Annotated in this window: 19 protein-coding genes; 12 read left to right on the top strand and 7 right to left on the bottom strand. The window is 62.5% G+C overall.

What is annotated here, in order from left to right; all coding sequences use genetic code 11:
• Nucleotides 1-112: 112 nt before the first annotated feature.
• Nucleotides 113-1,741, top strand: coding sequence for a CTP synthase (locus tag ABFC66_RS14290; protein ID WP_346741636.1), 1,629 nt, complete (start codon nucleotides 113-115; stop codon nucleotides 1,739-1,741).
• 53 nt (nucleotides 1,742-1,794) lie between these two features.
• On the opposite strand, the gene ABFC66_RS14295 is transcribed toward ABFC66_RS14290, so the two are convergent.
• The 6 genes from ABFC66_RS14295 to ABFC66_RS14320 all read right to left on the bottom strand — a co-directional run bounded on the left by ABFC66_RS14295 (nucleotide 1,795) and on the right by ABFC66_RS14320 (nucleotide 7,022).
• On the bottom strand, nucleotides 1,795-2,694 hold the full coding sequence (locus ABFC66_RS14295) for a phytanoyl-CoA dioxygenase family protein (RefSeq protein ID WP_346741637.1): 900 nt from the start codon (nucleotides 2,692-2,694) through the stop codon (nucleotides 1,795-1,797).
• A 57-nt stretch (nucleotides 2,695-2,751) separates the two neighbouring features.
• Nucleotides 2,752-3,219 carry a preQ(1) synthase gene (queF, locus tag ABFC66_RS14300; RefSeq protein WP_346741638.1) on the bottom strand — a complete coding sequence of 156 codons (468 nt, stop codon included), beginning with the start codon at nucleotides 3,217-3,219 and terminating at the stop codon, nucleotides 2,752-2,754.
• Nucleotides 3,219-3,587, bottom strand: a complete 369-nt coding sequence (locus ABFC66_RS14305) for a 6-carboxytetrahydropterin synthase (RefSeq protein WP_346741639.1) — start codon at nucleotides 3,585-3,587, stop codon at nucleotides 3,219-3,221. The genes queF and ABFC66_RS14305 overlap by 1 nt, the downstream gene beginning before the upstream one ends.
• The gene (queE, locus tag ABFC66_RS14310; protein ID WP_346741640.1) at nucleotides 3,587-4,219 is read right to left on the bottom strand and encodes a 7-carboxy-7-deazaguanine synthase; all 633 of its coding nucleotides are present in this window, start codon (nucleotides 4,217-4,219) and stop codon (nucleotides 3,587-3,589) included. The genes ABFC66_RS14305 and queE overlap by 1 nt, the downstream gene beginning before the upstream one ends.
• 5 nt (nucleotides 4,220-4,224) lie before the next feature.
• The gene (gene queC, locus ABFC66_RS14315; RefSeq protein WP_346741641.1) at nucleotides 4,225-4,935 is read right to left on the bottom strand and encodes a 7-cyano-7-deazaguanine synthase QueC; all 711 of its coding nucleotides are present in this window, start codon (nucleotides 4,933-4,935) and stop codon (nucleotides 4,225-4,227) included.
• Nucleotides 4,936-5,069: 134 nt separating this feature from the next.
• A complete protein-coding gene (locus ABFC66_RS14320) occupies nucleotides 5,070-7,022 on the bottom strand; it encodes a DUF1302 domain-containing protein (RefSeq protein ID WP_346741642.1) in 1,953 nt (650 codons plus the stop codon).
• 228 nt (nucleotides 7,023-7,250) lie between these two features.
• On the opposite strand from ABFC66_RS14320, the gene ABFC66_RS14325 reads away from it, so the two are divergent.
• Together ABFC66_RS14325 and eno are read left to right on the top strand one after the other, a co-directional pair.
• Nucleotides 7,251-7,817: a PadR family transcriptional regulator gene (locus tag ABFC66_RS14325; protein ID WP_346741643.1), complete on the top strand. Its 567-nt coding sequence runs from the start codon at nucleotides 7,251-7,253 to the stop codon at nucleotides 7,815-7,817.
• A 247-nt stretch (nucleotides 7,818-8,064) separates the two neighbouring features.
• Nucleotides 8,065-9,339, top strand: coding sequence for a phosphopyruvate hydratase (eno, locus tag ABFC66_RS14330; RefSeq protein WP_346741644.1), 1,275 nt, complete (start codon nucleotides 8,065-8,067; stop codon nucleotides 9,337-9,339).
• Nucleotides 9,340-9,367: 28 nt separating this feature from the next.
• On the opposite strand, the gene ABFC66_RS14335 is transcribed toward eno, so the two are convergent.
• The gene (locus ABFC66_RS14335; protein ID WP_346741645.1) at nucleotides 9,368-9,952 is read right to left on the bottom strand and encodes a TetR family transcriptional regulator; all 585 of its coding nucleotides are present in this window, start codon (nucleotides 9,950-9,952) and stop codon (nucleotides 9,368-9,370) included.
• A gap of 206 nt (nucleotides 9,953-10,158) precedes the next feature.
• Here ABFC66_RS14335 and ABFC66_RS14340 point away from each other — a divergent pair, with 206 nt between their 5' ends.
• From ABFC66_RS14340 to ABFC66_RS14380, 9 genes are all read left to right on the top strand, one after another.
• Complete coding sequence (locus ABFC66_RS14340) at nucleotides 10,159-11,511, top strand: DUF1329 domain-containing protein (RefSeq protein WP_346741646.1); 1,353 nt, start codon at nucleotides 10,159-10,161, stop codon at nucleotides 11,509-11,511.
• A gap of 451 nt (nucleotides 11,512-11,962) precedes the next feature.
• On the top strand, nucleotides 11,963-12,304 hold the full coding sequence (locus ABFC66_RS14345; protein ID WP_346741647.1) for a septum formation initiator family protein: 342 nt from the start codon (nucleotides 11,963-11,965) through the stop codon (nucleotides 12,302-12,304).
• A 170-nt stretch (nucleotides 12,305-12,474) separates the two neighbouring features.
• Nucleotides 12,475-13,557 carry a pyruvate dehydrogenase (acetyl-transferring) E1 component subunit alpha gene (gene pdhA / locus ABFC66_RS14350; protein ID WP_346741648.1) on the top strand — a complete coding sequence of 361 codons (1,083 nt, stop codon included), beginning with the start codon at nucleotides 12,475-12,477 and terminating at the stop codon, nucleotides 13,555-13,557.
• Nucleotides 13,558-13,559: 2 nt separating this feature from the next.
• Nucleotides 13,560-14,933: a pyruvate dehydrogenase complex E1 component subunit beta gene (locus ABFC66_RS14355; RefSeq protein ID WP_346741649.1), complete on the top strand. Its 1,374-nt coding sequence runs from the start codon at nucleotides 13,560-13,562 to the stop codon at nucleotides 14,931-14,933.
• 14 nt (nucleotides 14,934-14,947) lie between these two features.
• Entirely contained in the window at nucleotides 14,948-16,225 is a 1,278-nt protein-coding gene (locus ABFC66_RS14360; protein ID WP_346741650.1) for a pyruvate dehydrogenase complex dihydrolipoamide acetyltransferase, read from the top strand.
• A 12-nt stretch (nucleotides 16,226-16,237) separates the two neighbouring features.
• Nucleotides 16,238-17,638 carry a dihydrolipoyl dehydrogenase gene (lpdA, locus tag ABFC66_RS14365; protein ID WP_346741651.1) on the top strand — a complete coding sequence of 467 codons (1,401 nt, stop codon included), beginning with the start codon at nucleotides 16,238-16,240 and terminating at the stop codon, nucleotides 17,636-17,638.
• Between the two features lie 8 nt (nucleotides 17,639-17,646).
• Nucleotides 17,647-18,396: a TerC family protein gene (locus tag ABFC66_RS14370; RefSeq protein WP_346741652.1), complete on the top strand. Its 750-nt coding sequence runs from the start codon at nucleotides 17,647-17,649 to the stop codon at nucleotides 18,394-18,396.
• Between the two features lies 1 nt (nucleotide 18,397).
• Nucleotides 18,398-19,927, top strand: a complete 1,530-nt coding sequence (locus tag ABFC66_RS14375) for a sulfatase (protein WP_346741653.1) — start codon at nucleotides 18,398-18,400, stop codon at nucleotides 19,925-19,927.
• Between the two features lie 62 nt (nucleotides 19,928-19,989).
• Nucleotides 19,990-20,493 (top strand): PAS domain-containing protein, encoded by a 504-nt coding sequence (locus ABFC66_RS14380; RefSeq protein WP_346741654.1) that lies wholly within the window; start codon nucleotides 19,990-19,992, stop codon nucleotides 20,491-20,493.
• The last annotated feature ends 96 nt before the right edge of the window (nucleotides 20,494-20,589 follow it).

Here is a 20,589-nt window from a genome sequence, read left to right on the forward strand (position 1 = left end):
GAACCGTCCGGAACCTCGCCGGACATCGACCCACAGTAATTTTCGCCGAACGGGCCTTGCGGTTCACGTTTGGCGATCCGAATCGTTTTTTGTTGGTGTACGTTTAGGGCCCATGACGCGGTACATATTCATCACCGGCGGCGTGGTCTCCTCTCTTGGCAAGGGTCTCGCATCCGCAGCTCTCGGCGCGCTTCTCCAGGCGCGTGGCTTCTCCGTGCGGCTTCGCAAGCTCGATCCTTACCTGAACGTCGATCCCGGCACGATGTCGCCTTACCAGCATGGTGAGGTCTATGTGACGGATGACGGAGCGGAGACTGACCTCGACCTCGGTCACTATGAGCGTTTCACGGGCGTGCCCGCGACGCGTGGCGACAACATCACCACTGGCCGGATCTATCAGGACATCATCGCGCGCGAACGGCGCGGCGATTACCTGGGTGGCACGGTGCAGGTCATTCCGCATGTCACAGACGCGATCAAGGATTTCGTCCTGTCCGGCAATGACGGCGTCGATTTCGTGCTTTGCGAGATCGGCGGCACGGTCGGCGACATCGAGGGGCTTCCGTTCTTCGAAGCGATCCGCCAGCTCGGCAACGAGCTGGAGCGCGGCCAGACCTGCTTCATCCATCTGACGCTGCTTCCCTACATTCCGAGCGCCGGCGAGATGAAGACCAAGCCGACGCAGCATTCGGTGAAGGAACTGCGTTCCATTGGCATTCAGCCCGACATTCTGATGTGCCGCGCCGACCGCCCGATCCCGAAGGACGAGCGGCGCAAGATCGCGCTCTTCTGCAACGTGCGCGAGAGCGCCGTCATACAGGCGATGGATGTCGACACGATATATGACGTGCCGCATGCCTATCATACCGAAGGCCTCGACCGCGAAGTGCTCTCCGTCTTCGGCATCAAGGGCTCGGTCGAGCCGGACCTGACGAAGTGGAAGACCATCACTCACAATATCCGTGAGCCCGAAGGCGACGTGACCATTGCGATCGTCGGCAAGTACACGGGCCTCAAGGACGCGTACAAGTCGCTGAACGAGTCGCTCGTTCACGGCGGCATCGCCAACAAGGTGCGGGTCAACATCAAGTGGCTCGAGTCCGAAATCTTCGAAACGGAAGACGCGGCCTATTACCTTGAAGACGTGAACGGCATTCTGGTGCCGGGCGGCTTCGGCGAGCGCGGCAGCGAAGGCAAGATCGCGGCGGCCGAGTTCGCGCGCACGCGCGCGGTGCCCTATTTCGGCATCTGCTTCGGCATGCAGATGGCCGTTATCGAGTCGCTGCGCAATGTCGGCGGTCTCACAGGCGCGAGCTCGACCGAGTTCGGCCCGACCAATGAGCCAGTCGTCGGCATCATGACCGAGTGGATGCAGCAGAACGAGCTGGTGACGCGCGCCGCCAATGGCGATCTCGGCGGCACGATGCGCCTCGGCGCTTATGACGCCACGCTGAAAGAAGGCAGCCGCATCGCCGAAATCTACGGTTCGACGCGCATCAGCGAGCGGCATCGCCATCGCTACGAGGTGAACACCGCCTATCGCCAGCAGATCGAAGCGACGGGCATGATCATTTCGGGCATGTCGCCGGACGGGCTCCTGCCGGAGACGGTCGAGATTCCGAACCATCCCTGGTTCATCGGCGTCCAGTATCATCCCGAGCTGAAGTCGAAGCCCTTCGCTCCGCACCCGCTGTTCCGCTCTTTCATCGAAGCGGCGGTCGCCCAGAGCAGGCTCGTCTGACGAAGATCAGGCTCGGTTAGAGAAAAGGCCGCCCTTTTGGGCGGCCTTTGCATTTAGTCAGCGCCCTGTATCGAGGCGCGAACTTCCTCGAGAAGCTCCACCGAGCCGAACTGGCTGCCGCCGCTGTCACGCCTGCCGAGCGCATATTCCGGTGGCACGACTTCAGGGCCTTCGCCGGCGGGCAGCGGCGGCGTGTAATAGCCGAGCGCGTAGCTTCCCATCGAATAGCCGATCATGGCCTGAAGGTCTTCGGGCAGCGTGCGCGCGATCTCGGGCGGGCAGGAGAGATACTGGTTTTCCTCCTGACGCAGCCAGCCGAGCGTATAGGTGATGTTGAGCCCGTAGCGGTCGCCGTTCGAGGCGTTTTCGCCGCCGCCGTGAAAGACGCCGCCGGTATAGAGAAGGACCGAGCCCGCGGACATTTCGGCGTAACCGATCTCTTCATCCTTGGGCTGATAATTGTCCGGCCAGCCGAGGCTGCCAGGGCAGACCTGCGTCGCGCCGTTTTCCTTCGTGAAATCCGTGATCGCCCAGATCGTGTTGAACTGCGGCTCGACGTCCTTCAGATAGGTTCCCCAGGCCCAGCGGTCGCGGTGGATCGGTTGCTTCGTTTGGCCGGGGCGAATGCGGATGAGCTGAGTGAGGTGAAGCTGTATGCGCTCGCAGAAGGGCTTCAGGAATGTTTCGGCGGCGGCCACCACCGTCTTGTTCATGACGAGATTGCGGCAGGCGGGCGAGCGGGCGATGAGGGCGCCGGTGCGCGTCGTCTTTCTGCCTGTGAAATCGTCGCGCCCATATTCGGTCGCTTCGACATAGGGTTTGATTTCGTTCATGACCTGCGCGACTTCGGCCGGCGTGAGCACATCCTTCAGGATGAGCGCGCCGTCGCGCTTCAGGACGGCAAGGATGTCATCGGCGGAACTGTTCGCGGGCAGCGTTTGAAGCTTCGGCATCGTTTCCTCCCCAAAAAACCGAATGCATTTTGTTCTCTGGGGAGGAGATTACGACGCTCAGCCGCGTCCGCGATAGGGGGCGACGCCCTGGTCCGGCACCCAGACGTCGGTGGGGAGCTTGCCCGTCTGCCAGAAGACATCGATGGGGATGCCGCCGCGTGGATACCAGTAGCCGCCGATGCGGAGCCAGCGGGGGCTGAGAAGCTTCGCCAGCCGCTTGCCGATCGCGACGGTGCAGTCCTCGTGGAAGGCGCCGTGATTGCGGAAGGACTGCATATAGAGCTTCAGCGACTTCGACTCGACGAGCCATTTGCCCGGCACATAGTCGATGACGAGATGCGCGAAATCCGGCTGGCCGGTCACGGGGCAGAGCGAGGTGAACTCGGGCACGGTGAAGCGGGCGACATAATTCGTGTCGGCCTGCGGGTTCGGAACGCGTTCGAGCACGGCCTCTTCGGGCGAGGCGGGCGCCGCGACCTGCTGTCCGAGTTGCGCGAGCTTGGTCGTCTTTGGTGTTTTGGCCATCAGACTTTCTCCGGTCCGTCGTAAACGCAGCCCTCGCGGCATGAGGCGCGGTGAATTTCAACGCGGGCGATTTCCGGCAGTGCCGGTTCGAGGTCGTGCCAGATCCAGGCGGCGATGCGTTCGAGGGTGGGCTGTTCAAGCCCTTCGATCTCGTTCAGCAGGCGATGGTCGAGCTTTTCGCGGACCCGCAAAAGTTCGCGCTCCACATCCTCGAAATGCCGCAGCAGGCCGGTTTCGGGCGCAGGCTTGCCTTCCAGCCAGACGACGACGCGGAAGGAATGTCCGTGCATGCGGCGGTTCGGATGGTCATCTGCCGCATACGGAAGAAAATGTGCCGCGTCGAAGAAGAATTCTTTATAGATACGCATCAGGGAATACCGATCATCTTGTGTGTCTGGAGCGACAGGCGCCATTTGGGATGCGTCAAGCAATAGGCTGTCGCGGTTTCAGTGTTCTTCGCAGCGTCGGGCCCGTCCATGGGCTGAAGCAGGAAGTAGCGGAAGGCGAGGTTTTCGAAGCGTTCGGGCTTCGCCTTTTCCTGGGGGTAGACGAGTTTCAGCTCGTCTCCGGCAAGCTGTTTCAGTTCGGCGTCGGCCTTGGGGCTGACGCATATCCAGTCGATGCCTTCGGGTGCCGCAATGGTGCCGTTGGTTTCGACTGCGATCTCGAAGCCGCGCGCGTGGAACGCGTCGATGAGGGCGGCGTCGAGCTGCAGCAAGGGCTCGCCGCCGGTGCAGACGACGAAGCGGTTCTCGCGCGTAGCTGCCTTCCATGTGCGCTCAACCGCATCGGCGAGCGCATCGGCGGTAGCGAACTTGCCGCCGCCTTCGCCATTCGTGCCGACGAAGTCCGTGTCACAGAATGTGCAGACGGCATCGGCGCGATCCTGCTCGCGGCCCGACCAGAGGTTGCAGCCCGCAAAGCGGCAGAACACGGCAGGCCGTCCGGCGTTCGCGCCTTCGCCCTGCAGCGTGTAGAAAATTTCCTTCACCGCATACATCTGCGTCAGGCCTTCCCGGCGCGCCAGGCCGCGTAGCCCTTGGCGCGAAGATCGCAAGCAGGGCATGTGCCGCAGCCATAGCCCCAGTCGTGGCGATGTGTGCGGTCGCCGCGATAGCAGCTATGCGTGTGTTCGAGGACGAGTTCGAGCAGCGCCTTGCCGCCAAGCTCTTCGGCCAGCGTCCATGTGGCGGCCTTGTCGATCCACATCAAGGGCGTCTCGATGGTGAATTCACGGTCCATGCCGAGGCTGATGGCGCGCCCAAGCGTTTGCAGAGTGTCGTTGCGGCAGTCGGGATAGCCGGAATAATCCGTCTCGCACATACCGCCGACGATATGGGTTGCGCCGCGCCGATAGCCAAGCGCAGCGGCATAGGTGAGGAAGAGGAGATTGCGGCCCGGCACAAATGTGCTCGGCAGGCCGTTTTCCATCATTTCGATTTCGACGTCGCGGGTGAGCGCCGTTTCGCTGATGCGCCCCAATTCGGGGAGCGAGATCGTGTGGTCGGGGCCCATTGCCGCGCCCCAGCCGGGAAAGCGCGCCAATTCCTCGCGGAGCTTCGCGCGGCACTCGAGTTCGATCACATGGGTCTGGCCATAGTCGAAGCCGAGTGTTTCCACGCTTTCGAAGCGGTCGAGCGCCCATGCCAGGCAGACCGTCGAGTCCTGCCCGCCAGAGAAAAGTACCAGCGCCTTGCCGTTTCTTGCCGTTGTCATCCGAAAGATCGCTCCATTCGGGGGTGTTGAACAGGAGCCCGGCGTTCGCGTCAAGCGAGACAAAAGGAAGCCCCGGGAAGCGGACTTCCCGGGGCTGGTCGTCTTGCCGCACCCCGAAGGGTGCGGCGTTTCGCTTAGAAGGCGTAGGAAATGCTCGCCGTGGCGTAGTCGCGATCCGACAAGGGATTGTACCAACCGGCGCCGAAGCTCGACGTCCAGCTGAGCGTCGCCTTGACCGACTGGTACTTCGCGTCGACCGCAAGCGTGACTTCCTTCAGGCCCTTGAGGTAGTTGGCGGTGTTCGGACCCGGCGAGTAGCCGAGAACGTCATGGCGCCAGACGATCTTCGGGGAGAGCGTGACGGCCGTATCGAACGCGCTCGGATAGTCGACCGAGAGCAGCGCGCGGTAACCCGACGAGAAGCTCGTCGCATACTGCGGATTGCCTGCGTCGCCGGCAAGGAGATGCGCCGCGAAGGGGTTCGAAAGGCCGCCCTCGGGGCCGGAGCGGTTCAGCGGATACTTGCCCGCATCCGCCACGTAGACGAAGCCGCCATTGAGAACGAGGACGCCGCTGTCAGCGCCGAGATTGCGCGGAATGAAATCCGTCGTCGCGAAGGACTGGATTGCGGCGACCTGACCCTGCCAGGCGTCGAGGTCGATATGCGCCAGCGTCGACTGGTTCGGGCCGGGCGCGTAGGGCAGCGTGCTGAAGGTACATCCAAGCTGCGGGACACAGGCGCCACCCGAGAGATAGGGAGCTGCGCCAAGGCCATCGATCTGGGCGGCGTTGTTTTCGCCGTCATAGATGCCGAAGGGCATGTCAGGCGAGAAAGTCGTTTCGCCGGAGAGCGCCACGCCTTCGACCGTGGTGCTGAAGCTCGCGCCGATCGTGTTGATCGTCGGGAAGTCGTAGTAGTAGGTCGCCTGGTTGGCACCGTAGGCAAACGCGGCGCTGACGCCCTGCGCGCTCGCGCAAGTCACGGTGTTCAACGTTTTTGCCGCGATGGCCGCGCAGCTCTGTGCCATCGTCGAGGGGCCATTGGTGAAGGCAAGGTAGGGCAGGCGGCTCGAATAGCGGACGAAATAGAGGCCGAAATCCGTGCCCGTGCCGACTTCTTCCGCGTAGTAATGCGCGGCGACGCCGAACTGGTTGGTGTCGCTGTGTCCGGTGTCTGCCGTGCGCTGCAGCGCGATCGGGACCGGGGTGCCGGCGATGAGGGCGGCAAGGTCGCCGGGCGTGATTGCGTAGTCGGGGTTGTCGATGTCGGGCGCCGACAGAGCAGGCAGCGAGCCGCGGCCTGTGATGTCGTCGGTCGAGAAGAACGAACCGGCCGGATCGAGTTCCGTGCGCGCATAAGAGAACTGCCAGAAGGCTTCGAGCGTCAGCGCGTCGGTCACGGCGAAGGAGCCGTAAACCATCGGCATCGGCGTCATGCCGTCTTTGAGTTCCGCGCCGGGGGTGCGCAGCGCCGTCACGTCGAAGGCCTGGAAGGCATTGACGCCGCCGGTGATGAAGATGCTTTCGCCCCAGTTCAGCGCCTGCTTGCCGACGCGCAGCGTCGTCGCGTGACCGTCGACATCCCAGTTGCCATAGACGAAGGCGTCGAGGACGCTGGCCTGGTATTCGAGCTGGCCACGGCCATCATGGTTGAGGTCGCGGAACCGCATGTCGTTCTTCGCATAGACCGCGTTGTAGTAAGCGGTCGGGCGGACGAAGGCGCCGTAGTTCTGCCACTTGAGCTGGACGTCGGCCGTCACGCGCGCCAGCGCATTGGTCAGGTCGCCGCGATCGAAGTTGAGGTTGCCGTTGTCCGAGTTCACGCTCGTCGAGCGGCCGCTCGACGAAGTGCAGCCGCCATTAACCAGCGAGACATGCTCGCAGCTGCGGGCGCCGGTGCGCATCGAGACGCCGGCGGAAACTGTCGTGTCGATCGACAGGTCGATATCGCCGAATTTGTAGGATTCCGCATGTGCCGCGCCAGCAAAGAGCAGCGTGCCGGCGATTGCAGCAAAAAATGCAGATTTCAGTTTAAGTCCTTGTGCCTGTTCATTCGTGACAGGCGGCGTTCCCGTCGATACTCTCATTTTGATGGTTGCTCCCGCTTACTCGGATTCGGGGGCCCGTGGGGCCCGAAAGACTCGTAGCCGGGGGCCCGGCTACATGGACTAGGCAGCCGGCGCATGCACGAGGAGGCGTGTGCGTCGGTCGTTGTGATTGCTAATTAGGTGAAAAAAACCTAACGAGGAAACGCTTATAGATAATTAACTTAAGGCTCCGCAAGGGCCTGATCTGCTGACGGGGAGGGAAGCGGGTTGAATACAAAGGAACTGTTGCTCAGTGTCCTCATGTCGGGACCGGCAACCGGCTACGACATCAAGAAAGTCCTCGAAAACGAGGTTTCCGAGGTCGTCGACGTGACGATCAGCAATATCTATCCGGCGCTGAACGAGCTTGCCGCGGAGGGGCTGGTGAGCTGCGAGCGGGTCGAGCAGGAGAATCGTCCGAACAAGAAGGTTTATGCGATCACGGATGCAGGCCGGAAGGCCTGCCTTCACGCGCTGATGACTTCGCCCGCGCGGCACAGGCTGCGGTCGGAGTTCATGTTCATCCTGAGCTTTGCGCCATATCTGCCAAAATCGCGGCTGGCGGAGCTTGTCGAACAGCGGCTCGCGGAAATCGACGAGACGGAAGAAACATTGCGGGCGCTGGATCGGGGTGAGGGAACCTTCAAGGGGACATTGCTGCCCGGACAGAAGTTCTGCATCGGGCTGGGCCGCGCGCTGATCGAAGCGGAGCGAAGCTATATCGAGCAGAACAGCCATTGGCTGCTCGCGCCCGAACGTGAGGCCGAACAGCACCTGGAACTGGCCGCGCACTGAATTGCATCCGCATCGGGGTAATGGTCCCGATGCGGATGAACCCGTTTGCAGGGCGGGCGGCGTTCTGCGGGGCGCGGCTGTTTGACGCCCTTCGTCGGATACCCGGGAACCGGCTCCAGGTCGAGCGGCGGGCGGCGTAACGAGCCTCTTCCGTTCGGCACCTCACTCCGTTAGAAACGCGGTGCTTCCGGGGCCGCGCTGGTGTCGGAGGGAACCCTTGTAAAACCCGAGCGGAGCTTGAGACGCCATGTCTGCCATCATCGACATTATCGGCCGTGAAATTCTGGACAGCCGTGGCAACCCGACTGTTGAAGTCGACGTGCTTCTCGAGGACGGCGCGCTGGGCCGGGCCGCCGTTCCCTCGGGCGCCTCGACGGGCGCCCATGAGGCGGTGGAGCTGCGCGACGGCGGTTCGCGCTACAAGGGCAAGGGCGTCCGCAATGCGGTCGCGGCGGTCAACGGCGAGATCTTCGATGCCGTCGGCGGCATGGACGCGGCCGAGCAGATCGCCATCGACCGGGCGATGATCGCGCTCGACGGGACGCCGAACAAGTCGCGCCTCGGCGCCAACGCCATCCTCGGCGTCTCGCTCGCCGTCGCGAAGGCGCAGGCGATTTCGCAGGGACAGCCGCTCTTCCGCTACGTCGGCGGCCCCTCCGCCCGCATCCTGCCGGTGCCGATGATGAACATCGTCAATGGCGGCCAGCACGCGGACAACCCGATCGACATCCAGGAATTCATGATCATGCCGGTGGCGGCCGAGAGCTTCGCCGATGGCCTGCGCATGGGCGCCGAAGTGTTCCACACGCTGAAGGGCGAGCTGAAGGCGGCGGGCCATAACACCAATGTCGGCGACGAAGGCGGCTTTGCCCCGAACCTCGCCTCGACCGAGGACGCGATCGGCTTCGTCATGAAGGCCATCGAAAAGGCCGGCTATCGTCCCGGCGAGGACATCTACCTCGCGCTCGATGCAGCCTCGACTGAGTTCTACAAGGGCGGTGTCTACGACCTCGAAGGCGAGGGTAAGAAGCTCGACGCCGGCGCCATGGTGCAATACTGGGCCAATCTCGTGAATCGCTATCCGATCATCTCTATCGAGGACGGCATGGCGGAAGACGACTGGGACGGCTGGAAGATGCTGACCGACGCCATCGGCGACAAGGTGCAGCTCGTCGGCGACGATCTTTTCGTCACCAACAAGCGTCGCCTAGCCGACGGCATCTCGAAGAAGGTCGCCAACTCGATTCTGGTCAAGGTGAACCAGATCGGCTCGCTGACCGAGACGCTTGAATCGGTCGAAATGGCGCACAAGGCGCACTACACCGCCGTCATGTCGCATCGCTCGGGCGAAACGGAAGACGCGACCATCGCCGACCTTGCCGTCGCCACCAACTGCGGCCAGATCAAGACCGGCTCGCTCGCGCGGTCCGACCGGTTGGCCAAGTACAATCAGCTTCTCCGCATCGAGGAACTGCTCGGCGAGACGGCGGAATATGCCGGGCGCAGCATTCTGAAGCGCTGAGCGACAAGGCGTTGGGCGCCAATGGCGCTCAACGCTTTCTGATTGCCTTCAGCATGAAGTCGGCGAGGGCGTTCGCCTGTTCGATCAGGCTCTCGCCGTGATATTGCGCGACCATGATCGGGTTGTGAAACTTGACCATGGCCGCGAACATCACCGCAGCCGTGCCTTCGATATCGTCGATCTCGAACTCGCCCTTCCTCACGCCATCTTCGAGAATCGAGGCGAAGATGCCGATGAGTACCTTTTCGTGGCGCGCCACGATGGGCCAACGCTCCGTTGTGGCGGCGACGACCGTTTCATGCACCTCGCCGTTTCGCGTATATCGATCGCGATTGAATTCATGCACCCCGACGACGAATTCGCGCACCCGCGCCGAGGCGCAGGACGGCTGGCGGGCGATGGCTCGTGCATTGTCCTCCGCCAGCGCGAGCCAGATTTCCGAAACGGCCTCGATCAGGGCGGCCTTGGTCGGAAAGAAGCGATAGATATTCGCGGGCGACATCCCGCAATGCTTGGCAACATCGGCCACCGTCGTCTTGACGTGGCCATGACGCTGGATCTGCGCCGACGCCGAAGCGACGATGCGATCGCGCGTGTCCTCCATGACACTCATTAAGCCATTCCTCCCCAGTAACGGCTGATGAAATCAATCAGACCTGCCTAATGCTGCAAAAGCAAGGCCTTAGGCAGGTATTATGTTTCATTATGAGCGTGCGGGCCGCATATGAGTATTGACAAAAAACGAATATTATCAGTCAATAGTCATAGAAAATCAGAACGCACATTTCAGTGTAGAGTACCAGAGGGAGGTTCCACTCGATGAAGGTGTCGAAACTTGCCATCGCGCTCGCTTTTTGCGCGCCGATGGCAGCGAATGCTGCTGTGCCCGACAGCCAGGCGAATCGCCTTGGCAACGATCTGACCCCGATCGGCGCTGAAAAGGCCGGCGAGGGCGATATCCCGGCCTGGACGGGTGGCCTGTCCTCGGTTCCGAGCAACGTGACCTACAAGGCCGGTCAGCACGTGGCAGATCCGTTTGCCAGCGATCCGATCAAGTACACGATCACGTCGGCGAACGCGGACAAGTACGCGGCCATCCTGACGGACGGCCAGAAGGCCATGCTGAAGGCTTATCCGGATTACAAGCTCAACGTCTACGAGACGCGCCGCACCTGCGCCTATCCGCAGAAGGTCTATGCGGCGACGAAGAACAACGCCAAGGTCGGTGAGCTGATCGGTGGCGGTTCGGGCGTCGGCGGCGCGATCATGGGCTTCCCGTTCCCGGTTCCGAACAACGCGTTCGAAGTCATGTGGAACCACACGCTGCGTTATCGCTCGTTCAAGCTGACGCGGCAGTTCGCGGCGGCGCCGGTCACGCGCGGCGGCGACTACACGCTGACGATCGTTCAGGACGAAGCGCTCTTCCCCTGGTCCGATCCGGTCAAGACGAAGGCTGAAGAGCTGAACAACATTTCGCTCTACTACCTGTCGAACACGATCGCTCCGGCGCGCGAAGCCGGCAACGTCATCCTCGTGTACGATGCCCTCAACGCGACGCTCAATGGCGGCCGTCAGGCCTGGCAGTACAGCCCCGGCACGCGCCGCGTTCGCCGCGCGCCGAACATCTCCTACGACAATCCGGGCACGAACTCGGACGGTCTGTCGACGTCGGATGCTTTCGACGGTTACAACGGCGCGCTTGACCGTTACGACTGGTCGGTCATCGACAAGAAGCCCACGCTGATCGCGGCGAACTCGTTCAAGACCGATGCGATCAAGTACAAGGACTTCCTCACGCCAGGCCACGTCAACCAGGACGCGGTTCGCTACGAGGTCCATCGTACGTGGAACTTCGAGGCGAAGCTGCGCGCCAACACGCGTCACGTCTATGCCCGTCGCGTCTATCACAACGACGAAGACTCGTGGCAGGTCTCGGCCGCCGAACTCTATGACGGTCGTGGTCAGCTCTGGCGCGTCCAGGAAGTCCAGCAGATCCCGCACTACGAAGTGCCGCTCTGCGGCACCGGTGCCGAACTCGTGTACGACCTGCAGGCGGGCCGCTATCTCGCCCTGGCCATGCAGAACGAAGAGCCGGCGGTGAACTACTTCGCCGACGAACTCGACGCGAGCCGCTATACGCCGAACGCCATCAGGCAGTTGGGTGTACGGTAAGTTCCCTCCACGATCTTGCCGTTAAACTGGACTGCGTCGCCAAGGCGACGCAGTCCTTTTTTTGTCTGGAGCCCCTTGTGGCTTTTCAACGGGCCGTGGCGCTACGGCGCATGAGCGGCTCGAACAGCGAAACCCTACGCTCCTGCCGAGGCGCGCGTTCAGGAATATATCGACGGAACCTCGCAGGATGTTACCGGCGCGGCGAAGGCCTGGATCGATGCCGCGTGCCGCAAAAATGGACCCCGGCTCGAGGCCGGGGTGACGGTTTTTTTGAGCGCGGTATTCAACACGAGGCGTCATGCCGGACTTGATCCGGCATCCATCTGTCTTTGTGCGGTGGCAGAGATGGCCCGCCCGATCAGGTTCGGGGTGACGGTTCCCTCTTTTGCGGGGACAATGGTTGACGAGGTGAATCCCTCCGTGATTCCATGTGGTTATGAAAGAGATGGGCTTGATTCGTACGAGAGAACCGCTTCGCCTGCGCCATGCGCTGGTGCCGATCGTCTGTGTCATCGTGATCAGCTATTTCGCCTATCACGCCGTCTATGGACGCCACGGTTTTATCGCCTGGCTGAGCCTTCAGAATCGCGTCGACACGCTCGATCAGCAGCTTGCGGAAGTGCGCAACTCCCGGGAGCAGCTCGACCGCCAGGTGGCGCTTCTGCGTACCGGCAGCCTCGATCCGGATCTTCTCGACGAACGCGCGCGGGCCACGCTCGGCTTCGCCAATCCGAACGACATCGTGATTTTTCGCGATCGCGCAGCCGGTGGAACGGCTCAGCAGAAGCGCTAACCCATTGGCGCCACAAGTCGATTAACCGAAATCAGGTTAATCTTCATTTTCTGGTTTGAAATCAAACATTTACGTTGCGGGTCTAGTATTCTGTTTTGACAGCTAGCCCCCGCGCGCATCCTTTTTGCCGCTCGCGGGTTCCCTCTTCGAAACCTGAAGCGGAAGACAAGATGGCCACCGATCCGAAACGTCCTGCGAAGCAGGCAAGCGCCAAGCCAGCCGTCAGACAAGCAGCAACCAGGAAATCAGCCAAGACCGAAGGGCCTCCGCCGCTGTCGCCGGCGGAAGACCTGAAGGCCTATCGCGAGATGCTGCTGATCCGGCGCTTCGAGGAGAAGGCCGGCCAGATGTACGGCATGGGACTCATCGGCGGCTTCTGTCACCTCTATATCGGGCAGGAAGCCGTCGTCGTCGGCGTCCTCGGTGCGGCGCGCGAAGGCGACCAGATCGTCACCGGCTATCGCGACCACGGCCACATGCTCGCCTGCGGCATGGATGCGAAAGGTGTCATGGCCGAACTGACCGGGCGATCGGGCGGCTATTCGCGCGGCAAGGGCGGCTCGATGCACATGTTCAGCGTCGAGAAGCGTTTCTATGGCGGCCACGGAATCGTCGGCGCGCAGGTGCCCATCGGAACGGGGCTCGCCTTCGCCAACAAGTATCGCGGCAACGACCATGTGAGCTTCACCTTCTTCGGCGACGGCGCCGCGAACCAGGGGCAGGTCTATGAGAGCTTCAACATGGCCGAGCTCTGGCGCCTGCCGGTCATCTATGTGATTGAGAACAATCAGTATGCGATGGGAACCGCCATCGCGCGCGCCTCGGCGCAGACAAATCTCTCCAAGCGGGGCGTCAGCTTCAACATTCCGGGCGAGCAGGTGGACGGCATGGATGTGCGTGCCGTGCGCGCCGCTGCGATCAAGGCGGTGGAGTGGTGCCGCTCGGGCAACGGGCCATACATCCTCGAGATGATGACCTATCGCTATCGCGGTCATTCGATGTCGGACCCTGCGAAATATCGCGCCAAGGAAGAAGTCAACAAGATGCGGCAGGAGCATGACCCCATCGAGCAGGTCAGGCACCGGCTGCTCGAGGGTGGAATGACGGAGGACGATCTGAAGGAGATCGACAAGGACATCAGAGTGATCGTCAACGAGTCCGCCGAGTTCGCGCAGTCGAGCCCCGAACCCGATCCCTCGGAACTGTGGACGGATGTGCTGGCCGACAAGGACCATACGGCGGTGGGGGCCTGACCATGGCGACGAATATTCTGATGCCCGCCCTTTCCCCGACGATGGAAGAGGGCACGCTGGCGAAATGGCTCGTGAAGGAAGGCGATGAGGTTCGCTCCGGCGATGTCATCGCGGAGATCGAGACGGACAAGGCGACGATGGAAGTCGAGGCGGTCGATGAAGGCCGGATTGCGAAGCTCGTCGTTCCCGCCGGCACCGAAAACGTGAAGGTGAACAGCGTCATCGCCGTGCTGGCGGAAGAAGGCGAGAGCGTCGCCGCGACGCCCGCGCCGCAAGCGCCCGCACCTGCCGAAGCGCCGAAGCCCGCGCCTGTGGCGGCCAAGCCTGTCGCGGCCGAACCGGCGACGCCCAAGGCTGAGGGCAAGGCCGATCCGGAAATCCCGGCCGGCACCGAATTCACGACCATGACGGTGCGCGAGGCTTTGCGGGACGCCATGGCCGAGGAAATGCGCCGCGATCCCGGTGTCTTCGTCATGGGCGAAGAAGTGGCGCAATATCACGGCGCCTACAAGGTGACACAAGGTCTGCTCGAAGAGTTCGGGCCGGTTCGCGTTTTCGACACTCCGATCACGGAACATGGCTTCGCGGGCCTCGGGGTCGGTGCGTCCTTCGCCGGGCTTCGTCCAATCGTCGAGTTCATGACCTTCAACTTCGCCATGCAGGCGATGGATCAGATCATCAACTCCGCCGCCAAGACGCGCTACATGTCCGGTGGCCAGATGGGTGCGCCAATCGTCTTCCGTGGTCCGAATGGGCCGGCGGCTCGCGTCGCCGCGCAGCATAGCCAGGACTATACCTCCTGGTATGCGCATATTCCGGGCCTTATCGTCATCGCGCCCTATTCGGCGGCGGACGCCAAGGGGCTTCTCAAGGCGGCGATCCGCGATCCCAATCCGGTGATCTTCCTTGAGAATGAAATTCTCTATGGCAAGAGCTTCGATGTGCCGAAGCTCGACGATTATGTGCTGCCCATCGGCAAGGCGCGTGTGCTGAAGGAAGGCACGGATGTCACCATCGTTTCGCACAGCCACGGCCTCGTCTATTGCGTCGAGGCGGCGGAGAAGCTTGCGGCGGAAGGCATCAATGCCGAGATCGTCGATCTGCGGACCATCAGGCCGCTCGATATCGACACCATTGTCGCTTCCGTGAAGAAGACGAACAGGCTCGTCACCGTCGAAGAGACATGGCCTGTATGCGGCATCGGCGCGGAGATCGCCGCGCAGGTGCAGGCGAAGGCCTTCGACTGGCTCGACGCGCCGATCCTTCGCGTCACACAGAAAGACGTGCCGATGCCCTATGCGGCCAATCTTGAAAAGCTGGCGCTGCCGAGCGCGGATGAGGTGGTGGAGGCGGTGAAAGCCGTCTGCTACCGCTAAGGGGGAGCGCGAACATGCCGATACCCATTCTGATGCCCGCGCTGTCCCCGACGATGGAAGAGGGCAAGCTCGCCAAATGGCACGTGAAGGAGGGGGACAAGGTTTCCTCCGGCGACGTGATTGCGGAAATCGAAACCGACAAGGCGACCATGGAAGTCGAGGCGGTGGATGAAGGCCGCGTCGGAAAACTGCTGGTGCCGGAAGGCGCGGAAAACGTGCCGGTCAACAAGCCCATCGCCATTCTGCTCGGCGAGGGCGAGGATGCTTCCGCGTTGAAGGAAGCCGCCACGACGCCCGCCGCTCCGGCGAAGGCCGAAGCGCCGAAAGAGGAAGCGCCAAGGCCTGCGCCACAGGCAGCCGCTCCGGCGGCGAAGGCGCCTGCGCCGCAAGAAACAGGTGCGCGTATCTTTGCGTCGCCGCTTGCCAAGCGGATTGCGAAGGAGAAGGGCGTCGATCTTGCCGCTGTCACAGGCTCCGGCCCGCGCGGACGCATCGTGAAGGCGGATGTGGAAGGCGCGAAGCCCGGCATCGCCGCCCCGCGACTGGTGGCGCAGCCGGCAGCACCGATGGCAGCCGGTCCGGCGATCGATCCACGGGCTTTCTATGAAGCGGGCTCCTATGAGGAAGTTCCGCTCGACAGCATGCGCCGCACGATCGCGCGGCGTCTGACGCAGGCGATGCAGGAGATCCCGCATTTCTACCTGACCATCGATTGCGAACTCGACGAATTGCTGCGCGTCCGCAGGCACCTGAACGATGCAGGCGGCGTCAAGCTCTCGGTCAACGACTTCCTGATCCGCGCGTCGGCGCTTGCGCTGATGAAGGTTCCCGACGCCAATGTGAGCTTCGCGGGCACGGGGCTGCTGAAGCACAAGCATGCCGATATCGGCATTGCGGTCGCGCTCGATGGCGGCCTCATCACGCCGATCATCCGTCATGCGGAGACGAAGGGCCTTGCCGAAATCTCGGCGGAGGCGAAGGAGCTTGCCGAACGGGCGCGGACGAAGAAGCTGAAGCCGCAGGAATTCGAAGGCGGCAGCTTCTCGATTTCCAATCTCGGCATGTTCGGCATCAAGAACTTCACGGCGGTCATCAATCCTCCGCAGGCGGCGATCCTCGCCGTGGGCAAGGGGGAGGAGCGGGCCGTGGTGCGCAACGGCAAGGTTGAAACCGCGACGGTGATGACGGTGACGATGTCCTGCGATCACCGCGCCATCGACGGCGCGCTCGGCGCGCAGTTCCTCGAAGCCTTCAAGGCCTTCGTGGAATATCCGCCTTCCATGCTGCTTTAAGGAACACGCGCGATGGCCGACACCAATTACGACCTCGTCATCATCGGCTCGGGCCCCGGCGGCTATGTCGCGGCGGTGCGCGCGGGGCAGCTCGGGCTCAAGACCGCCATCGTCGAGCGCGACGCGCTTGGCGGCATCTGTCTCAACTGGGGCTGCATTCCGACAAAGGCGCTGCTGCGTTCGGCGGAGGTCTATCACACGCTGCACAGGCTCGAGGAATTCGGGCTGAAAGCGGACAACATCTCCTACGATGCAGCCGCCGTGGTGAAGCGGAGCCGCAAGGTGGCCGAGACGCTTTCCAATGGCGTCAGATTCCTGATGAAGAAGAACAAGGTCGATGTGATCGAAGGCGTCGGCAGGCTTGCGGGGCCGGGCAAGGTCGCGGTTGAGGGCAAGGCCGGAAAGAGCGAACTCACGGCGAAGAACATCATCCTGGCGACTGGCGCCCGCGCGCGGACGCTGCCGGGTCTCGAGCCGGACGGCAAGCTCGTCTGGACCTATCGAGAGGCGCTGGTGCCGCCCGCCATGCCGAAATCGCTGCTGGTTATCGGCTCAGGCGCCATCGGTATCGAATTCGCGAGCTTCTATCGCGCCTTCGGCGTCGAGGTGACGGTCGTCGAGGTGATGGACAGGATTTTGCCGGTTGAGGATGCTGAAATTTCCGAGCTTGCCGCAAAGGCGTTCAGGAAGCAGGGCATGACGATCCTGACATCGGCCAAGGTTGAAAGGCTCGACAAGGCGGCCGACAGCGTCACCGCGACGATTGTGACGACGGACGGCAAGACGCAGCAGGTGACGGCGGAGCGGGTGATCTCGGCCGTTGGCATCACCGGCAATGTCGAGAACCTCGGCCTCGAACAGGCGGGTGTGAAGGTCGACCGGGGCCATGTGGTCGTAAATGAATGGCTGGAGACCGGCGTGGAGGGCGTCTACGCCATTGGCGACCTCGTTGGGGCGCCCTGGCTCGCGCACAAGGCCATGCATGAGGGCGTGATGGCGGTGGAGCGGCTGGCCGGCCTGAAAGGGGGGCACCCGCTCGATGTCACAAAAGTTCCAGGTTGCACCTATTCATATCCGCAGATCGCCAGCGTCGGCCTCACCGAGGCCAAGGCAGGAGAGGGCGGGCGCGAAATCAGGGTCGGCCGGTTTCCCTTTCGCGGCAATGGCAAGGCGATCGCGCTTGGAGAGCCCGACGGCCTCGTCAAGACGATCTTCGACGCAAAGACCGGGGAGCTTCTCGGCGCCCATATGATCGGAGCGGAGGTGACAGAACTCATTCAGGGCTATACGGTGGCGCGTACCCTGGAAGCCACCGAAGCCGAGCTCATGCAGACAATTTTCCCACATCCCACCCTTAGTGAGACGATGCACGAGTCTGTGCTTGACGCCTTCGGCCGCGCGCTGCACATCTAGCCTCCATTATGCTTGAAATCCTTTCGAGCCCGGAAAACTGGGCAAGTCTGCTGACGCTGACGATCCTCGAGATCGTGCTTGGTGTCGACAATCTCATTTTCTTGTCCATTCTCGCTTCGCGGCTTCCGGCTGAGAAGCGGAGGACCGGTCGTCGCCTCGGTCTTGCGGCGGCGCTGCTCACGCGACTGGGCCTTCTGGCCTCGATCGCATGGATCGTGACGCTGAACCAGCCGGTCTTCACGGTGGCCGATCTGGCCATTTCGTGGCGTGACGTGATCCTGTTCGTCGGCGGCCTCTTCCTGATCGCCAAGGCGACGCTCGAGATCCATCATTCGGTTGAAGGCGGCGAAGAGGCCGGGCCGAAAGAGAGCAGCAAGGTTCCGGGGCTCTGGTCGGTTGTCGCCCAGATTGGCATCATCGATATCATCTTCTCTCTCGATACGGTCATGACTGCAGTCGGCATGTCCGATCATTTCACGATCATGGCCATCGCCGTCCTTGCCGCCGTTGGCGTGATGATGTTCGCGGCCGAGCCGCTCAGCCGCTTCGTCGATGCGCATCCGACGGTAAAGATGCTGGCGCTGAGCTTCCTCATCCTGATCGGCGTTTCGCTGATCGCGGATGCGCTGCACTTCCACATTCCCAAGGCCTATCTCTACTTCGCGGTTGCCTTCTCCATCGGCGTCGAGTCGCTCAACCTCTGGGCGATGAAGCGGCTCAGTGCGAGACGGGCGGCGACGAAACAAGCGGTGGAATGAAGTGAGCGTCGCAGCAGGCATGGCGAGCGGCGCTCCGAAGAACGCCATCGTCATCCTGCTCGACAGCCTCAACCGGCACATGCTTGGCGCCTATGGCGGAACGGAATTCGCCACGCCGAACCTGGATCGCTTCGCCGCCCGCGCGACGCGCTTCACGAAGCACTACACGGGCTCGCTTCCCTGCATGCCTGCGCGGCACGACATTCTCTGCGGCGCGCTGGATTTCCTATGGAAGCCCTGGGGGTCCATTGAGCTTTGGGAAGACGCGATCACCTATGAGTTGCGCAAGGCGGGTGTCGTCACGCAGCTCATTTCCGATCATCCGCATCTCTTCGAGACCGGTGGCGAGAACTTCCACGTCGACTTCACCGCCTGGGACTATCAGCGCGGCCACGAAGGCGATCCGTGGAAGACGGTACCGGACCCGAGCTGGACGGGCGCGCCGAACCTCTTCCGCCCGCCCATGCCTTACGACAATTCGCGGAGCTATTTCCGCAGTGAGACCGATTTTCCGGGCCCGCGCACCATGGCCGCCGCCGCCCGCTGGCTCGACGAGAATGCCGGCCGCCACCAGCGCTTCATGTTGTTCGTGGACGAGTTCGACCCGCATGAACCTTTCGATACGCCCGAGCCCTATGCCTCGATGTATGACGCAGACTGGGAAGGGCCGAACATCATCTGGCCGCCCTATATGCAGGGCGCGATCGCCAAGGGCGTGTTGAGTGAGGCGCAGGCGCGCCAGCTTCGCGCGTCCTATGGCGGCAAGCTCACCATGATCGATCACTGGTTCGGGAAGATCCTCGATGCCGTGGATCGCCACGGGCTCTGGGACGACACGGTGTTCATTCTCTGCACCGATCATGGCCATTATCTCGGCGAGAAGGACATATGGGGAAAGCCCGGTGTGCCGGTCTACAACCCGCTCGGGCATATTCCGCTGCTCATCGCGCATCCGGGCGCAGCACCCGGCATCTGCGATGCGCTGACGACCAGCGTCGATCTCTTCGCGACGCTGGCCGATATCTTCGGCGTCGAGGTGCGGCAGAGGACGCATGGACGCTCGCTGTTGCCGCTGCTGCGCGGCGAGACGGCCGAAATCCGCGACTGGTTGCTCACCGGTGTCTGGGGCAGGGAAGTGCATCTGATCGACAAGCGCTTCAAATATGCGCGCGCCCCGCAGGCCGCCAATGCACCGCTCACAATGCTGTCGAACCGCTGGTCGACCATGCCGACACATTTCCTGACGCGCGAGCAGGAGCTTCCGCTACCGGACGAGCGCGCCTACCTCTCGAAAATGCCGGGCAGTCGGGTTCCCGTGATCCGGCAGGACTGGCAGCAGGGCGACATGCTTCCCTTCTGGGCGGCGGCGAAGTTCAGCGGCAATCACCTCTACGACCTCGAGGAAGACCCGGGCGAGGAGCGCAACCTCGCGGGCAACGCCGCCGAGCGCGATATGGCCGAACGGCTCCGTGCCATTTTGAACGAGCTTGAAGTTCCCGATAGCCAGTTTTTGAGGCTTGGTTTCGCCTGAGGTGGCGCGCGGTAGGATTTGATTAACTCAAGCCTTTCACAATTGCTGCCGAAGGGGGCTACATGCTCAGGGATTCGGCACTGAAGGCGAGTGAAGTTGACTGCGACGTGGTCGCGGTCGATGCGCCTGCGCACCCGATGAACCGGACGCTGCTCTCATACTGGCAATCGAAAATCGGCGCCGACGGCATCGTCCGCCGCAGCGCCATCGATCCGTTCGACGTGAGGCAGGCGCTGGGTGGCATGTTCATCGTAGAGCCGGCGGATGGAGGGCGCGATCTCCTCTACCGCCTGGTCGGCAGCGCGAACGAGCTTCGCCTCGGAATCAAATGCACGGGGCGGCGCTTCACCGAATGCTACGGGCCGCGCATGGCCGCCGATCAGATCGCCTTCCATAACCGGGTCTTTGCGACAGGCAAGCCCGCCTTTCTGCGCGGGCGGCTGGTGGGCCTCGATGTCGAGCATGCGGATTTCGAGGCGTGCTACCTTCCGATGAAGACGGATGACGGAAGAGACCAGATCATGGGCGGCCTGTTCGATATGGCCGAATTAGGCAGCATGATCTGAAACCGGATTCATGCCGGATTTGCTTGAATCGCCTTTCCTGTCTATCCATGTTGGAAGCGAAAGGCGGGGCCGAGCCCCGCGACAGGATTTCGGCAG

It is taken from the genome of Parvibaculum sp. (assembly GCF_039680535.1).
In the GTDB taxonomy this organism is placed as follows: domain Bacteria; phylum Pseudomonadota; class Alphaproteobacteria; order Parvibaculales; family Parvibaculaceae; genus Parvibaculum.

What these genes read in the sequence shown, in the direction of transcription:
- ABFC66_RS14290 (WP_346741636.1), top strand. Translation starts at nt 113, where the DNA reads ATGACGCGGTACATATTCATCACCGGCGGCGTGGTCTCCTCTCTTGGC.
- ABFC66_RS14295 (WP_346741637.1), bottom strand. Translation starts at nt 2,694, where the DNA reads ATGCCGAAGCTTCAAACGCTGCCCGCGAACAGTTCCGCCGATGACATC.
- queF (WP_346741638.1), bottom strand. Translation starts at nt 3,219, where the DNA reads ATGGCCAAAACACCAAAGACGACCAAGCTCGCGCAACTCGGACAGCAG.
- ABFC66_RS14305 (WP_346741639.1), bottom strand. Translation starts at nt 3,587, where the DNA reads ATGCGTATCTATAAAGAATTCTTCTTCGACGCGGCACATTTTCTTCCG.
- queE (WP_346741640.1), bottom strand. Translation starts at nt 4,219, where the DNA reads ATGTATGCGGTGAAGGAAATTTTCTACACGCTGCAGGGCGAAGGCGCG.
- queC (WP_346741641.1), bottom strand. Translation starts at nt 4,935, where the DNA reads ATGACAACGGCAAGAAACGGCAAGGCGCTGGTACTTTTCTCTGGCGGG.
- ABFC66_RS14320 (WP_346741642.1), bottom strand. Translation starts at nt 7,022, where the DNA reads ATGAGAGTATCGACGGGAACGCCGCCTGTCACGAATGAACAGGCACAA.
- eno (WP_346741644.1), top strand. Translation starts at nt 8,065, where the DNA reads ATGTCTGCCATCATCGACATTATCGGCCGTGAAATTCTGGACAGCCGT.
- ABFC66_RS14335 (WP_346741645.1), bottom strand. Translation starts at nt 9,952, where the DNA reads ATGAGTGTCATGGAGGACACGCGCGATCGCATCGTCGCTTCGGCGTCG.
- ABFC66_RS14340 (WP_346741646.1), top strand. Translation starts at nt 10,159, where the DNA reads ATGAAGGTGTCGAAACTTGCCATCGCGCTCGCTTTTTGCGCGCCGATG.
- pdhA (WP_346741648.1), top strand. Translation starts at nt 12,475, where the DNA reads ATGGCCACCGATCCGAAACGTCCTGCGAAGCAGGCAAGCGCCAAGCCA.
- ABFC66_RS14355 (WP_346741649.1), top strand. Translation starts at nt 13,560, where the DNA reads ATGGCGACGAATATTCTGATGCCCGCCCTTTCCCCGACGATGGAAGAG.
- ABFC66_RS14360 (WP_346741650.1), top strand. Translation starts at nt 14,948, where the DNA reads ATGCCGATACCCATTCTGATGCCCGCGCTGTCCCCGACGATGGAAGAG.
- lpdA (WP_346741651.1), top strand. Translation starts at nt 16,238, where the DNA reads ATGGCCGACACCAATTACGACCTCGTCATCATCGGCTCGGGCCCCGGC.
- ABFC66_RS14370 (WP_346741652.1), top strand. Translation starts at nt 17,647, where the DNA reads ATGCTTGAAATCCTTTCGAGCCCGGAAAACTGGGCAAGTCTGCTGACG.
- ABFC66_RS14380 (WP_346741654.1), top strand. Translation starts at nt 19,990, where the DNA reads ATGCTCAGGGATTCGGCACTGAAGGCGAGTGAAGTTGACTGCGACGTG.